At 54.9% G+C, this 12,557-nt stretch carries 14 protein-coding genes; 4 read left to right on the forward strand and 10 right to left on the reverse strand.

Going from position 1 to position 12,557, the window contains the following annotated elements:
• Together arnE and arnF are read left to right on the forward strand one after the other, a co-directional pair.
• The coding region (gene arnE, locus NNO02_RS14755; protein WP_442867911.1) for a 4-amino-4-deoxy-L-arabinose-phosphoundecaprenol flippase subunit ArnE at nucleotides 1-235 on the forward strand (235 nt) is incomplete at its 5' end.
• Nucleotides 235-621: a 4-amino-4-deoxy-L-arabinose-phosphoundecaprenol flippase subunit ArnF gene (gene arnF / locus NNO02_RS14760; RefSeq protein WP_271455123.1), complete on the forward strand. Its 387-nt coding sequence runs from the start codon at nucleotides 235-237 to the stop codon at nucleotides 619-621. The genes arnE and arnF, both read left to right, overlap by 1 nt.
• A gap of 2 nt (nucleotides 622-623) precedes the next feature.
• On the opposite strand, the gene pmrD is transcribed toward arnF, so the two are convergent.
• From pmrD to NNO02_RS14805, 9 genes are all read right to left on the reverse strand, one after another.
• Nucleotides 624-887 carry a signal transduction protein PmrD gene (gene pmrD / locus NNO02_RS14765; RefSeq protein ID WP_271440133.1) on the reverse strand — a complete coding sequence of 88 codons (264 nt, stop codon included), beginning with the start codon at nucleotides 885-887 and terminating at the stop codon, nucleotides 624-626.
• A gap of 106 nt (nucleotides 888-993) precedes the next feature.
• Nucleotides 994-2,424, reverse strand: coding sequence for an o-succinylbenzoate--CoA ligase (gene menE, locus NNO02_RS14770; RefSeq protein WP_271455124.1), 1,431 nt, complete (start codon nucleotides 2,422-2,424; stop codon nucleotides 994-996).
• On the reverse strand, nucleotides 2,421-3,383 hold the full coding sequence (gene menC / locus NNO02_RS14775) for an o-succinylbenzoate synthase (protein ID WP_271455125.1): 963 nt from the start codon (nucleotides 3,381-3,383) through the stop codon (nucleotides 2,421-2,423). Before menC ends, menE begins: the two co-directional genes overlap by 4 nt.
• Nucleotides 3,383-4,240 carry a 1,4-dihydroxy-2-naphthoyl-CoA synthase gene (gene menB, locus NNO02_RS14780; protein ID WP_137384147.1) on the reverse strand — a complete coding sequence of 286 codons (858 nt, stop codon included), beginning with the start codon at nucleotides 4,238-4,240 and terminating at the stop codon, nucleotides 3,383-3,385. Before menB ends, menC begins: the two co-directional genes overlap by 1 nt.
• Before the next feature lie 14 nt (nucleotides 4,241-4,254).
• Complete coding sequence (menH, locus tag NNO02_RS14785; protein WP_271455126.1) at nucleotides 4,255-5,013, reverse strand: 2-succinyl-6-hydroxy-2,4-cyclohexadiene-1-carboxylate synthase; 759 nt, start codon at nucleotides 5,011-5,013, stop codon at nucleotides 4,255-4,257.
• Complete coding sequence (menD, locus tag NNO02_RS14790; RefSeq protein ID WP_271455127.1) at nucleotides 5,010-6,680, reverse strand: 2-succinyl-5-enolpyruvyl-6-hydroxy-3-cyclohexene-1-carboxylic-acid synthase; 1,671 nt, start codon at nucleotides 6,678-6,680, stop codon at nucleotides 5,010-5,012. Before menD ends, menH begins: the two co-directional genes overlap by 4 nt.
• A gap of 87 nt (nucleotides 6,681-6,767) precedes the next feature.
• Nucleotides 6,768-8,066 (reverse strand): isochorismate synthase MenF, encoded by a 1,299-nt coding sequence (menF, locus tag NNO02_RS14795; protein ID WP_271455128.1) that lies wholly within the window; start codon nucleotides 8,064-8,066, stop codon nucleotides 6,768-6,770.
• 94 nt (nucleotides 8,067-8,160) lie between these two features.
• Nucleotides 8,161-8,466 carry a stress response protein ElaB gene (gene elaB / locus NNO02_RS14800; protein ID WP_137384151.1) on the reverse strand — a complete coding sequence of 102 codons (306 nt, stop codon included), beginning with the start codon at nucleotides 8,464-8,466 and terminating at the stop codon, nucleotides 8,161-8,163.
• Between the two features lie 53 nt (nucleotides 8,467-8,519).
• Nucleotides 8,520-8,981: a GNAT family N-acetyltransferase gene (locus NNO02_RS14805; protein ID WP_271455129.1), complete on the reverse strand. Its 462-nt coding sequence runs from the start codon at nucleotides 8,979-8,981 to the stop codon at nucleotides 8,520-8,522.
• Nucleotides 8,982-9,048: 67 nt separating this feature from the next.
• Here NNO02_RS14805 and rbn point away from each other — a divergent pair, with 67 nt between their 5' ends.
• Nucleotides 9,049-9,966, forward strand: coding sequence for a ribonuclease BN (gene rbn / locus NNO02_RS14810; RefSeq protein ID WP_271440140.1), 918 nt, complete (start codon nucleotides 9,049-9,051; stop codon nucleotides 9,964-9,966).
• 64 nt (nucleotides 9,967-10,030) lie between these two features.
• Complete coding sequence (locus NNO02_RS14815; protein ID WP_271440141.1) at nucleotides 10,031-11,035, forward strand: chemotaxis protein; 1,005 nt, start codon at nucleotides 10,031-10,033, stop codon at nucleotides 11,033-11,035.
• A 58-nt stretch (nucleotides 11,036-11,093) separates the two neighbouring features.
• Here NNO02_RS14815 and nuoN read toward each other — a convergent pair whose 3' ends face one another.
• Nucleotides 11,094-12,551, reverse strand: coding sequence for an NADH-quinone oxidoreductase subunit NuoN (gene nuoN, locus NNO02_RS14820; RefSeq protein ID WP_271455130.1), 1,458 nt, complete (start codon nucleotides 12,549-12,551; stop codon nucleotides 11,094-11,096).
• Nucleotides 12,552-12,557: the final 6 nt, after the last annotated feature.

The following is a 12,557-nucleotide window of genomic DNA, read 5'->3' on the forward strand; positions in this document are numbered from 1 at the left end:
CTATATCGCGCAGTGGATTGGTCTGGCGCTGGCCTGTCTGGGACTGGCCATGCTGCTCTGGCTGGCAGTATTGCAGAATATTCCCGTCGGTATCGCCTACCCGATGCTAAGCCTGAACTTTGTATGGGTCACGCTGGCAGCATGGAAAATCTGGCGCGAACCCGTCACAACGCGTCACTGGCTGGGGGTTGGGCTACTCATCACCGGCATCTTTATTCTTGGGAGCGCGGTGTAATGGGCATCTTTTGGGGGCTGTGTAGCGTGATTATTACGTCGGTTGCTCAGCTAAGTCTGGGTTACGCGATGGATAATCTGCCACCCATGCTGCAACCGCTGGCGTTTATCTCCGCCGTTTTTTCAACCAGCAGCAGCGCATTCGCCTTGTATGGCGGGCTGGTAGGTTATTTACTGTCAGTGATGTGCTGGCATAAAGCCCTGCATCAGCTCGCGCTGAGCAAAGCCTATGCCTTGCTCAGCCTCAGCTATGTGCTGGTGTGGATCGCATCAATGATTTTACCAGGCTGGCAAGGAACCTTCTCAGTAAAAGCCCTGGTGGGTGTGCTGTGTATTATGGCGGGATTAATGACCATATTCTTACCTGCCCGCCAACACACGCCCTGAGATCAATTATCGTCAGACAGTTGTCGCAGACGCTCCCATTCTTCGCAGAGATACTGTCTGGCATCAATGATTTTAATCACTCGCGATGTGTCACGGTTAATACAATACTGGGCATCTTTTAGCGGTGACAGCAGATCGCCGACTTTTACACGCTCGCAGGCTTGCGCTTCAGCCAGCATTTTCAACGAACCACCGGTATCACAAAGTACAATATAGAGCCTCCCTGCTTTTTGGTTACAGCAAGACTTCTTCACATGCCATTCCATAGCGCACCTTTTGCTATTGATTTTCACAATAGGTTACACTTTAGCAGATAAACCAAAGGACAATGGCCCAGGAATGGCAATTATGCGAGATAAATTTAATGTTTTCTTAAGCTTTACCGCGGGTACGGACCCACTCCAGCAGCGCCCGGCGAGAAATCTTAATACCGCCGCTTTTCAATTCTGCGGGTAAGGTTATCCAACGAACGGGTTGCTGGAAACGTGCCAGCTTATCTTTCACCCATTCTGCCAGATCAATACTTCCGACTTCGGCATCGTACTCCACAACCGCAACGGGGCGATGGCCAAACTCTTCATCTTCTATTGGCACAATAAAAGCTTGCAGAACATGGGGATGCGATATAATAACGCGCTCCACCTCTTCCGGCTGGATCCCTTCTCCGCCACTAAAAAACAGGTTGTCCATCCGCCCGACAATGGTTAACTTGCCATCATGCACGATGCCGCGATCGCGGGTGGCAAACCAGCCTTGCGCATTAACCAGCGGATAAAGCTGTCCGTTACGCCAGTAACCTTGCGCCATGCTGGCGGCACGAAGCCAGACTTCATCATCAACAATCCTGACTTCTCTGCCCGGTAGTGCAGAGCCGACATCTGCCTTACCATCAGCTTCTTTCGCACAAACCGTGGAGGCAAATTCTGTTAACCCGTAACCGCACCAGCAGCGAATACCCTGCTCACGCGCTTGTTCAGTCAATTCAACAGGAATCGCTGCACCGCCCAGCAACACGGCCTTTAGCGATACCGGTGTGTTATTGACCAACAGTCGCCAAAGCTGCGTGGGAACCAGCGAAGCATGGGTACAACCCGCCAGCATCTGCTCTAACGGTTGCTTATCGCGCACGGTCATACGTGCGCCCGCAAACAACCAGCGCCACATTATCCCCTGACCGGAAACGTGAAATAACGGTAGCGAGAGCAGCCAATCATCGTCTTCGCCAAATGGCATCAGTGACAGCACCCCCTGCGCACTCGCCAAATGCGCCTGACAAGTATGTACCGCCGCTTTAGGCAGTCCGGTTGAGCCGGAGGTTAACGTCATTGTGCTCAAGCGCTGAGGCAACCAGACGGCAGCATGCTCGCCAGACTGTTCCAACATCCGCAGCGGTGTCAGGCCCGGAAGCGGACTTTCGCCTTCCAGATCCAGCGCAAAACGCAGCGTCAGATCCGGAATTAACACATCCAGCAACGACTGTGGCAACTGCGGGTTCACAGGTAAAATTCGTGCCCCGCACTGCAACAATGCCAGCCAGGCCAGCAGCGGACGGGGATGATTCCAGGCGCGGAGCAATATGCCATCGTCCTCTTCCACCCCTTGAGCCGCAAAGCCGCTTGCCAGACGATCGACTCGTGCACAGAGTTCGCCCCAGCTTAACACCTCATCGTTGAGGCGTAAGGCTGTCGCGTCCGCACGAGCCTGTCGCCAGTGACGCCACGGCCAGTCAGTAAAATCAGGCGTATCGGACAATCGCTCCAGGCCCGATGCGCTTGCGCCATCGGGCATTTCCCACTGGGTCATAGCAATCGTTCCAGCGCATCAACCTCAATGCACGGCAACGTACTGCCTGGCCACGAGCGTACCTGCTGGCATTGCATCAGGTTGAGCGTATCCAGACCAGGGATAGTCTGTGGCGTCAACCAGGCAGCAATGCGCGCCAGCTGGGTTAAGCCCAGGCTCGATTCGATAGAGGAGCTGATCACGGCGGTGAGACCGAGCGCGTGTGCGGCTGCAACCTGCTCACGCACCTTGTCGAGGCTACCCGTCAGCGTAGGCTTGATGACGACAGCCTTCACGCCCTCTTCGGCCATAAAGGTGAAATCGGCTTCACGCAGACTTTCATCCCAGGCAATGGCAATCCCTGTTTCACGTGAGAACGCGCGGGAATCATCACGGGTTTTACACGGCTCTTCGAGGAAGGCAATGCGCCCGCGATACTCAGGATTGACATATTTCGCAAACTGCTGGGCTTTCAGCGGCGTCCACGCACGATTGGCATCGAGCCGCAGGTGCAGTTCCGGGATCGCCTCCAGCAACAGGTTGACGACCATACCGTCGCGAACAGCTTCATACAGACCGACTTTTACCTTCGCAACTTTCTCGCCAGGCATGTCTGCCAGTTGCAGCACCAGATCGTCAGGATCACCTGTACACAACGGCGCAGCACGATAGTCCGCCGCCTCAGGCAACGTACCCGCAAGCTCGGCCAGCGCACAGCTAACACCAAATGCAACGGCAGGCAGCTGTGGCAAGGATGAATCCCCCTGCAGCCAACCGTTGACCCAGGCCAGCAGCGCAGTTTGCGCCTCTTCCCAGGTTTCCTGGCTGAAGCCCGGTAGTGGAGAGATCTCTCCCCACCCTTCGCGCTCGCCGTCACGAAGACAAACGTACAGCCCGTCACGCGTTTTTAACCGCCTGTCACGCAAAATCACCCCCGCGTCCATGGGGATCTGCCAACGGTATACCTGCGCGCTACGCATTACGGATTCCGTTTGAATTTGCTGAAGTCAGGCTGGCGTTTCTGGTTAAAGGCGTTACGGCCTTCCTGACCTTCTTCAGTCATGTAGAACAGCATGGTCGCGTTACCGGCCAGTTCCTGCAGACCCGCCTGACCATCGCAGTCGGCATTCAGTGCAGCTTTCAGGCAACGCAGCGCCATCGGGCTGTTTTGCAGCATTTCACGACACCAGCGCACCGTCTCTTTTTCCAGATCGACCAGCGGAACCACGGTATTGACCAGGCCCATATCCAGCGCCTGTTTTGCATCGTATTGACGGCACAGGAACCAGATTTCACGTGCTTTTTTCTGACCGACGATACGCGCCATGTAGGACGCACCCCATCCGCCGTCGAAAGAACCGACTTTCGGGCCAGTCTGACCAAAAATGGCGTTTTCAGCCGCAATGGTCAGGTCGCACATCATGTGCAGCACATGGCCACCACCGATGGAATACCCTGCCACCATCGCGACAACCGGTTTCGGACAGGTACGAATCTGACGCTGGAAGTCCAGCACGTTCAGATGATGCACGCCGGAGTCATCCTGGTATCCGCCGTAATCGCCACGTACTTTCTGATCGCCACCCGCGCAGAACGCTTTATCGCCCGCACCGGTCAGAATAATCACGCCAATATTGTCATCATAGCGCGCATCCGCCAGCGCCTGAATCATCTCTTTGACGGTGACAGGACGGAAAGCATTGCGTACCTGCGGACGATTAATGGTGATTTTTGCGATACCGTCGGTGGATTTCTCATAGCGAATGTCGGTGTAGCCTTCAGAGCAGTCGAGCCATTCTACCGGTGCGTAAAGCATTGTTTCATCAGGATAGATCATAAAATGTCCTATAGTCAGCGACGCAGAATCTGAGCCAGACAGTCCACCACGCCAGCGGGATTGTCCCGATGCGCGTTGTGTCCGGCGTTACGAATCACATGGTTCGGTACGGATATTTCCGCCGCCAGAGCGCGGAATTTATCGTCACGTTCACCACATAAATAATAAAACGGAAATGTGCGCGTTTTCAGTTGCACACGTAAATCAGGTTGTACGGCCAACGAGGTAGCTTCCAACATTGCCGCCAACGTTTCACCCTTATTCTGGCAGCGTAAAGCGACCAGCGCCTCTCTTTCGGTCGCATCCAGCGAAGCGAAAACCGGTTGCTGGTACCAGTCATTAAACACATCGTGCAACGGCTCACGGCGAAAACGTGCGGCCCAACGACCATCTGAAAGACGACGCTGAACGCGCTCATCTTCATGTTGTAAGCCAGGGTGCCCACCTTCAACAACCAGACCGCAGAGTCCCGGCATCCCCTGACAGGCCGCCATCATTGCGACTCTGCCGCCAAGGGAATATCCCACCAGCCAGTAGTTAAGTATGTTGTAACTAAGCAGCGTGTTACGCAACAAATCGCTGACGTCATCGAATCCGTTCACACTGATATCAGCAGAACCGCCGTGGCCAGGCAGGTCGATATACAACCGCGAATAGTCCGGGAATGCTTCACCGACCGCCTGCCATTCCCGGCGATCGCCGGAAAATCCGTGCAGGAAAACCAGCCAGGGGAAATCCACCTGACCCATATTTGCCTGCGCGTGCAGGATCATAGATGACTTACCTGCGCCAGTAGTTGCTGCAGGGTTTGCGCCCCGTCAGTTTCATTCACTACCAGCTCAATCACCGTTGCCACCGGAGTACGCCAGGCGTTCGTCAGCGCGCTCTCCAGTTGCGCCCAGTTCTCCGGGCGGTGATATTTGAGGTCAAACATAGCCGCGGCATGCTCAAAATGGACGTTCTGCGGCATCAGATAGAACCGTTCGCGCTCGCTTGCTGGCGTCGGCAGCAGGGAGAAAATCTGTCCGCCGTTATTATTCACCACAATCAGGACAAACGGTGCGGAAACCTGGCGCAAAAGCGCCAGCGCATTCAGGTCATACAGCGCGGATAAATCGCCAACAATAGCCAGCGTCGATTTCGCACTGGCACGCTGTACGCCTGCCGCCGTTGATAGCAGACCGTCAATGCCGCTCGCACCGCGATTGCTGTAAACCGGGAAACCTGCCGGAAGCTGAGACAGCGCGTCAATCAACCGTACAACCAGGCTGTTCCCCACGAACAACTGTCCCTGCTCTGGCAGATACTCGCGAATACGGTGCGCCAGCTGTGCTTCGCCAAACGTGTCGCGGCGGGCTTCTACCGCTTGCCATGCCTGTTGCGCCAGCCGCGGGATCTCCACACACCAGGGCTGGCGTTTCTCTGCCGGATGCAGCTCCAGCCAGTCGCCCACTTTTGCCACCAGCCGGCGTCCACGATGATGAGCCGGATCCAGACGTCCTTCGATATTATCGACAATCCAGTATTCCTGCGGATCGCAGCTAGCCTGCCATTGCAGCAGACGTTTACCGGTCAGACTACTGCCGAGCTGCACCACAATCTGCGCCTGCTCTAATTCAGCGACCGCTTTCGCGTTCCCCAGCCACAGATCGGCGCAGGGCAACGGCTGTCCGGTTTGCGACAGCACATCACCAATGAGTGGCCAGCCTAACGTCTGCGCCCAGAGCGCAACTTTTTTGCCCTCTTCGGCGCTCATGCGCCCGGCAAGTACCACACCACGTTTTTGCCGCCAGAAGAACCAGTCGCGCTGTTTGTCGCTTTCCAGCCGACGCGCTTCGCGCAACCAGGGTTTGCCATCCTGCCACCAGTCGCCCAGGCGCTGCTGCCACTCAATGCCCGTGTCGTCCATCTCGCCATACAGCGGCTCCGCAAACGGGCAGTTAATGTGTACCGCACCGCTGTGCAGTGAGGCCAGAGCGTTATCGAGGGTAGACACCAGCCAGCTTGCCGGAATGTCCTGCGTCGGACGCGGTAAAGAGAGCGTTTGCGACGGATGTGACGCAAACATGCCGGCCTGACGAATCGCCTGGTTAGCGCCACAGTCAATAAGCTCAGGCGGTCTGTCAGCGGTGAGTAAAATCAGTTTTTCACCGGTCAGTCCGGCTTCAATCAGCGCCGGATACAAATTCGCTACCGCCGTACCAGAGGTGACAATAACGGCAACAGGTTGCCTGCTGACTTTCGCCAGGCCTAAGGCGAGATGTCCCAGTCCGCGCTCGTCAAAATGGGTATGATGAATGAAAGCGGGATTTTCCGCTGCCGCTAAAGTTAACGGCGTCGAACGAGAGCCAGGGGCAATGCAAACATGCCTGACGCCGTGGCGAGTGAGTGCTTCCAGAATGACCGCCGCCCAGCGTCGGTTAAATGCGCTTACTGACATGAGATTGTCCGGTATCAATATTGCGACACAGTATAAAGAATCGAATAAATGGATTTTTGATATGAGTCGGGAATATACACGAAATCACTATCCTTCCATCTGTAATAAAGTACGTAACCCTGCCGCTTTATTATCTATTTCTTGCCATTCTTGCTCAGGATCTGAACCGCGCACGATCCCCGCCCCGGCATACAGGCGTACGACGTTTGCGCTAATTTTCGCTGAACGTAATGACACGCAAAACTCGCTCTGACGCAATGAAAGGTAACCCGCGGAACCGGCATACCACTCGCGTTCAAAGGGTTCATTATGTTGAATAAATTCACGCGCCAGCTCGCGCGGAATACCCGCTACGGCTGCAGTAGGTTGTAGCTGTACCAGACAAAGTGTATCGTCCGCCTGATTGAGCGCAGTCCAGATACAGCGGCGCAGATGCTGTACTTTGCGCAGTCTGAGTACCTGCGGCGGCAGGACATCGAGGGTTTGCGTACAGTTTTGCAGCCGTTGGCAAATATCTTCCACCACCAACATGTTCTCACGCTGATTTTTATCGTCCTTCATCAGCCATTCACCAAGCTGCCAGGCGCGATGATCGTCAGGGTGATTGGCGACTGTTCCGGCCAGCGCCTCAGTGCGCAGTGCCGTGTCACGCCGTCTATACAGACGTTCAGGGGAAGAGCCAAGAAAAGCAGATTCGGCGGAAAACGCCATATAGAAGTGGTAACAGTTGAGATTTAAACGACGACTGGAGGCCATAACAGCCGCGGCATTAACTGGCTGAGAAAACTGTAAATCGGTCGCACGCGCCAGCACCACTTTGTCGAGTTCTTCCTCAGCAATGGTCTGCGTGGCAAGCTCAATAAGGTGAACCCAACCGTCTTTATCCGGCCAGTGCTGTTCTCCCGTCAAAAACAAACGCAATGCGGGAAGCGGTTTTACCTGCGCAAGTGTTGAAATAAATGCAGCGGCCTGCGCGGCATCTTCACGCAACGACACGTCGCTATACAGATGTAGTCGTAAGGTCGCAACCCCGGCACAGCGTCGCCATTCCAGGCGAGGCAGCAATAAATTACCGCGCTGCGGCTCAAACGCATTCAGGCCCCAGACACGCAGTTCGGGGTGATTATCATGTTGGCGTAAAAACCGTTGGGCGGATTCCAGTGAGGTGAATGTCGCAACGGCGCCCAGCACAGCCGCTTCTTCATCGCCGTTACGTTGCTGCCAGTAAAACTGAGGCCAGACGGGCTGGCTGGCCAGCCATCCTAAAGCGTCAAAAGCATCGTTCAGTGGGAAAGGTATGTCGTAAATACGAATGCCAGGTGCTGCCGGTATCTCTTGCGACAATATGCGCATCAGATTTTCCAGCGCAGTAGTGATTGAATGCACGCGGACCTCTCCCTGTTAAAAACCTCTCATTATACGGGGTACTGAGCAGAAAAAGCAGTACCCCCGTATAGGGAGTGCGATGACAGCGCTATATTTATCGCCGTGCCAGCAATAATCCCATCACTAAACCAACTGTCGCCCCCACGCCGATCCCACGCCAGGGTTTTTCGTGTACATAGTCATCTGCCCGGCAAACTGCCTGCTTTGCTCGATAATAGTAACTGTCAGAGGCGTGACTAACGCGGTTTCTCACCTCTTCTAACGCCTGCTCAGCCCGCGCTTTCAACTCAAGGTACTTCTGGTCGGCAGGATCGCCGGAAGAACGTAGCACTTCTGCCAGCGTTTCGCTCAACAATTCCAAATCGTCATCAATACGTGATTCGTAAGAATGAAAAGACATTATATTCTCCCTTTCTATTGACGTACCCGCTAACTATAGACGACAGGGGCTGTTTACGCTTGATGACCCTCACGCGCCATGCCGATGTGTGGAATACCATCTTCGTCATAGATCTCCGTGACTGGAACAAAACCAAATTTTGCATAAAACGATTGCAGATGCGCCTGGGCCCCCAGGTATAACGCCTTATGCGGCCAATGCTGCGTACAGGAGGCCAGCGTTTGCGTCATTAACTGCTGTCCCAATTTTTCGCCGCGTAGCGCTTCGCTGACAATCACCCGGCCAATCACTACCGGCTCCAGATCATCGTCACTTTTCAGAATCCTCGCATACGCCACCAGTTCATCATTATGCCATCCCAGAATGTGACGGTTCTCGCCGACTAAGTCGTCGCCATCCACGTCCTGATACGGACATTGCTGCTCAACAACAAATACCGCGCAGCGAAGCTGAAGAATGGCATACAGCTCCTGAACACTCAGCTTTGCATGATGGAGATCTTGCCAGTGGATCATTGTCTGCCCCTTTGTTGTGATAACCTGAACACCCTGCCTCATTAATGGCGAAAAGTGTAACGTAAAGATGGAATTACTATTTTTAGGTACGTCTGCGGGAGTTCCCACACGTTCTCGCAATGTAACGGCAATATTACTGAATCTGCAACACCCTACTCAGGCAGGTTTGTGGCTTTTTGATTGCGGCGAAGGGACGCAGCATCAAATGCTTAGCACCCCGTTCAACCCGGGCAAACTTGATCGTATTTTTATCAGTCATCTGCATGGCGATCACCTTTTTGGTTTGCCGGGGTTGCTGTGCAGCCGTTCAATGGCGGGAAACGTCCAGCCATTGACGCTTTATGGCCCGAAAGGGTTACGAGAATTTACCGAAACAGCCTTGCGACTAAGCGGCTCCTGGACCGATTACCCGCTGGATATTGTAGAAATCACCGCCGGTGAGATTGTGGATGACGGCCTGCGCAAAGTGACCGCGTTTCAACTGGAACATCCGCTGGAGTGCTACGGTTTTCGTGTTGAAGAACACGACAAACCCGGTGCGCTTGATGCCAACGCGCTCAAAGCGGCAGGCGTTAAACCAGGCCCTTGTTTTCAGGATCTCAAAGCGGGAAAAACTATCGTGCTGGAAGACGGGCGCACCATTAGCGGGGCCGATTTTCTCGCCCCGGCGATTAAGGGAAAGTCCGTCGCCATTTTCGGTGATACCGGACCCTGTGCGAGCGCTATCGAACTGGCAAAAGGGGTGGACGTGATGGTACATGAAACCACGCTGGATTCGTCCATGGAGGAGAAAGCCAACAGCCGCGGGCATAGCTCCACCCGGCAGGCCGCACAGCTGGCACGGGACGCCGGTGTGGGCAGACTCATCATGACCCACGTCAGCTCCCGCTACGATGCAAAGGGCTGCCAACGGTTACTTGAAGAGTGCAGAGCGCTGTTCCCGGCAACGGAACTGGCTCACGATTTCGCCATTTTCACCGTTTAACGCTTTATTTTTCCGCCTCAATGCCGATAACAGTGGAAAGGCTGGCTTTCACACTGAGGACAGGATGAACAATTTCCAGAAAGATATTGATGACAGGACCAATCTAACCTTGTCTAACCGCTTTGAGCTGCTGCTGTTTCGCCTCGGCAAATCGGTTGAAGAGCAGAAATCAGAGCTGTTTGGCATCAACGTTTTCAAACTCCGTGAAATCGTTCCGATGCCGACATTTACACGCCCTGCCGGCATGAAGGCTCCGCTGTTAGGCATGGTGAATATCCGGGACCAAGTGATTCCGGTGATCGACCTGCCTGCTGTCGCCGGATGTAAACCCGAAACCGGGCTTAATATCCTGTTGATCACAGAGTACGCCCGCAGCGTACAGGCATTTGCGGTGGAGTCAGTAGAGAACATTATGCGCCTCGACTGGCAGCAGGTGCACACTGCGGAGAAAGCCGTCAATGGTCGGTACATCACCAGTATTGCTTGTCTGGACGACGACAAAGAAACCAACAATTTGGCGCTGGTGCTTGATGTCGAACAGATCCTGTATGACATTGTGCCGTCCAACCACGATTTGCGTGCAACCGACCTGAAAACCAGCAAATTCAATATCACGCCAGGTGCGGTAGCCATTGTTGCGGAAGACTCCAAAGTTGCCAGGGCGATGCTGGAGAAAGGACTGAACGCGATGGAAATTCCGCATCTGATGCATGTCACCGGCAAAGATGCCTGGGACAAAATTCAGCAACTCTCCGAAGAGGCACAAGCGGAGGGTAAGCCTGTCAGCGAGAAAATCGCCCTGGTGCTTACCGATCTGGAAATGCCGGAGATGGACGGTTTCACACTGACCCGTAAGATTAAAACCGACGAGCGTCTGAAGAAGATCCCGGTTGTCATCCACTCTTCACTGTCCGGTAGCGCCAACGAAGATCACGTTCGCCGGGTTAAGGCCGATGGCTACGTGGCAAAATTCGAGGTCAACGAATTATCTTCTGTGATTCAGGAAGTGATGGAGCGCGCAGCAAAAGATGTTAGTGGTCCTTTGGTGAGCCGTCAGCTTTCCGCCTGATAGCCTTGCTCCCATAAAAAAACCCGCCGAGGCGGGTTTTTTCGTTTCAGCGTGTCACTTACATCAGCGGTGCCGCCAACTGCACGATACTGATCAGCGGTTGCGGATAGATACCCAGCACCAGCACCAGCAGTGCAGAGATCAGCACCACGATACCGCCCGCGCTGTACTGCCAGTTAGACGGTGCATCGCGGTTCAGTTGCTGCGGTGCGCTCAGGTACAGGCTCACAGCAACGCGCAGGTAGTAGTACAAACCAATCGCGGAGCCGACCACCACAGCGGCAACCAGCCACCACAGGTTAGCCTGCACACCGACGGCCAGTACATAGAACTTACCGATAAAGCCCAGCGTCATCGGGATACCCGCCAGAGACAGCATCATCACCGTCATCACTGCCGCGAGGATCGGACGATGCCAGAACAGACCACGGTAGGAGAACAGAGAATCTGCATCCGGACCACGGTACGGGCTGGACATCAGGCTGACCACACCGAACGCGCCGAGGCTGCTGAACAGATAACCGGCCAGGTAAACGCCAACCGCTTCCATCGACATCTCGCCGCTCTGCAGAGCAATCAGCGCCACCAGCAGGTAGCCGAGGTGAGAGATAGAAGAGTAACCGAGCAGACGTTTGATATTGGTCTGGCTCAGCGCCATCAGGTTACCGAAGATGATGGAAGCAAAGGCAATCACGCCCAGCACGATACGTACCGCTTCACTGTCGCCAACCGGCGCATACAGGAACAGACGCATCACCACGCCGAAGATAGCGATTTTGCTCGCCGTCGCCAGGAAGGTGGAAACCGGGGCCGGAGCACCCTGGTATACGTCTGGCGTCCACAGGTGGAACGGAACCAGCGAGAGTTTAAAGCCGAGGCCCACGATCATCAGACCGAAGCCCGCCAGCAGCAGCGGCTCATGCAGCATGCCGTCGCCGAGGCTCTTACCAAGCGCAACGAACGACAGGTTGCCGGACTGTGCGTACACCAGCGCCATACCAAACAGCAGGAAGGAAGACGCTGCGGCAGACAGGATGGTGTACTTGATACTGGCTTCCAGTGAACGCTTCTGACGGAAGGCATAACCGACCAGGCCAAACAGCGGCAAAGAAATCAGTTCGATACCGAGGAAAAGCGCCGCCAGATGGTTAGCATTGGCGAGCAGAATTCCACCCAGCGCGGCAATCAGCACCAGCAGGTAGAACTCTTCCCGGTTGTCGTCGTAGCCTTCCAGCCACGGGTAAGCGAAGGTACAGGTGGCAAGGCTCGCCAGCAGCACCAGCCCGGTGTAGAGCATAGCGAAACCGTCAACCCGCATCAGCGGGGTGACGTCCATGGCGCCCGCCTGGCCAACAAACCAGAGCGAAACCAGCGCGGCGTTAAGCCCAATGACCGACAGCGTGGCATTGAGGAAGTGATTGCGTCGCCACGCAATGGAGAGCATCACAACCACCACCGTCAAGCCGACGATCAGCAGCGGTAGCAGCGCAATCAGGTGTTGTGGAGTTATTGTCATGGCGAT

It is taken from the genome of Citrobacter sp. Awk 2, assembly GCF_028069815.1.
Taxonomy (GTDB): domain Bacteria; phylum Pseudomonadota; class Gammaproteobacteria; order Enterobacterales; family Enterobacteriaceae; genus Citrobacter.

Bases quoted from the DNA above. Each gene is read 5' to 3' on its own strand.
- arnF (WP_271455123.1), top strand. From the start codon at position 235: ATGGGCATCTTTTGGGGGCTGTGTAGCGTGATTATTACGTCGGTTGCT.
- pmrD (WP_271440133.1), bottom strand. From the start codon at position 887: ATGGAATGGCATGTGAAGAAGTCTTGCTGTAACCAAAAAGCAGGGAGG.
- menE (WP_271455124.1), bottom strand. From the start codon at position 2,424: ATGACCCAGTGGGAAATGCCCGATGGCGCAAGCGCATCGGGCCTGGAG.
- menC (WP_271455125.1), bottom strand. From the start codon at position 3,383: ATGCGTAGCGCGCAGGTATACCGTTGGCAGATCCCCATGGACGCGGGG.
- menB (WP_137384147.1), bottom strand. From the start codon at position 4,240: ATGATCTATCCTGATGAAACAATGCTTTACGCACCGGTAGAATGGCTC.
- menH (WP_271455126.1), bottom strand. From the start codon at position 5,013: ATGATCCTGCACGCGCAGGCAAATATGGGTCAGGTGGATTTCCCCTGG.
- menD (WP_271455127.1), bottom strand. From the start codon at position 6,680: ATGTCAGTAAGCGCATTTAACCGACGCTGGGCGGCGGTCATTCTGGAA.
- elaB (WP_137384151.1), bottom strand. From the start codon at position 8,466: ATGTCTTTTCATTCTTACGAATCACGTATTGATGACGATTTGGAATTG.
- NNO02_RS14805 (WP_271455129.1), bottom strand. From the start codon at position 8,981: ATGATCCACTGGCAAGATCTCCATCATGCAAAGCTGAGTGTTCAGGAG.
- rbn (WP_271440140.1), top strand. From the start codon at position 9,049: ATGGAATTACTATTTTTAGGTACGTCTGCGGGAGTTCCCACACGTTCT.
- NNO02_RS14815 (WP_271440141.1), top strand. From the start codon at position 10,031: ATGAACAATTTCCAGAAAGATATTGATGACAGGACCAATCTAACCTTG.
- nuoN (WP_271455130.1), bottom strand. From the start codon at position 12,551: ATGACAATAACTCCACAACACCTGATTGCGCTGCTACCGCTGCTGATC.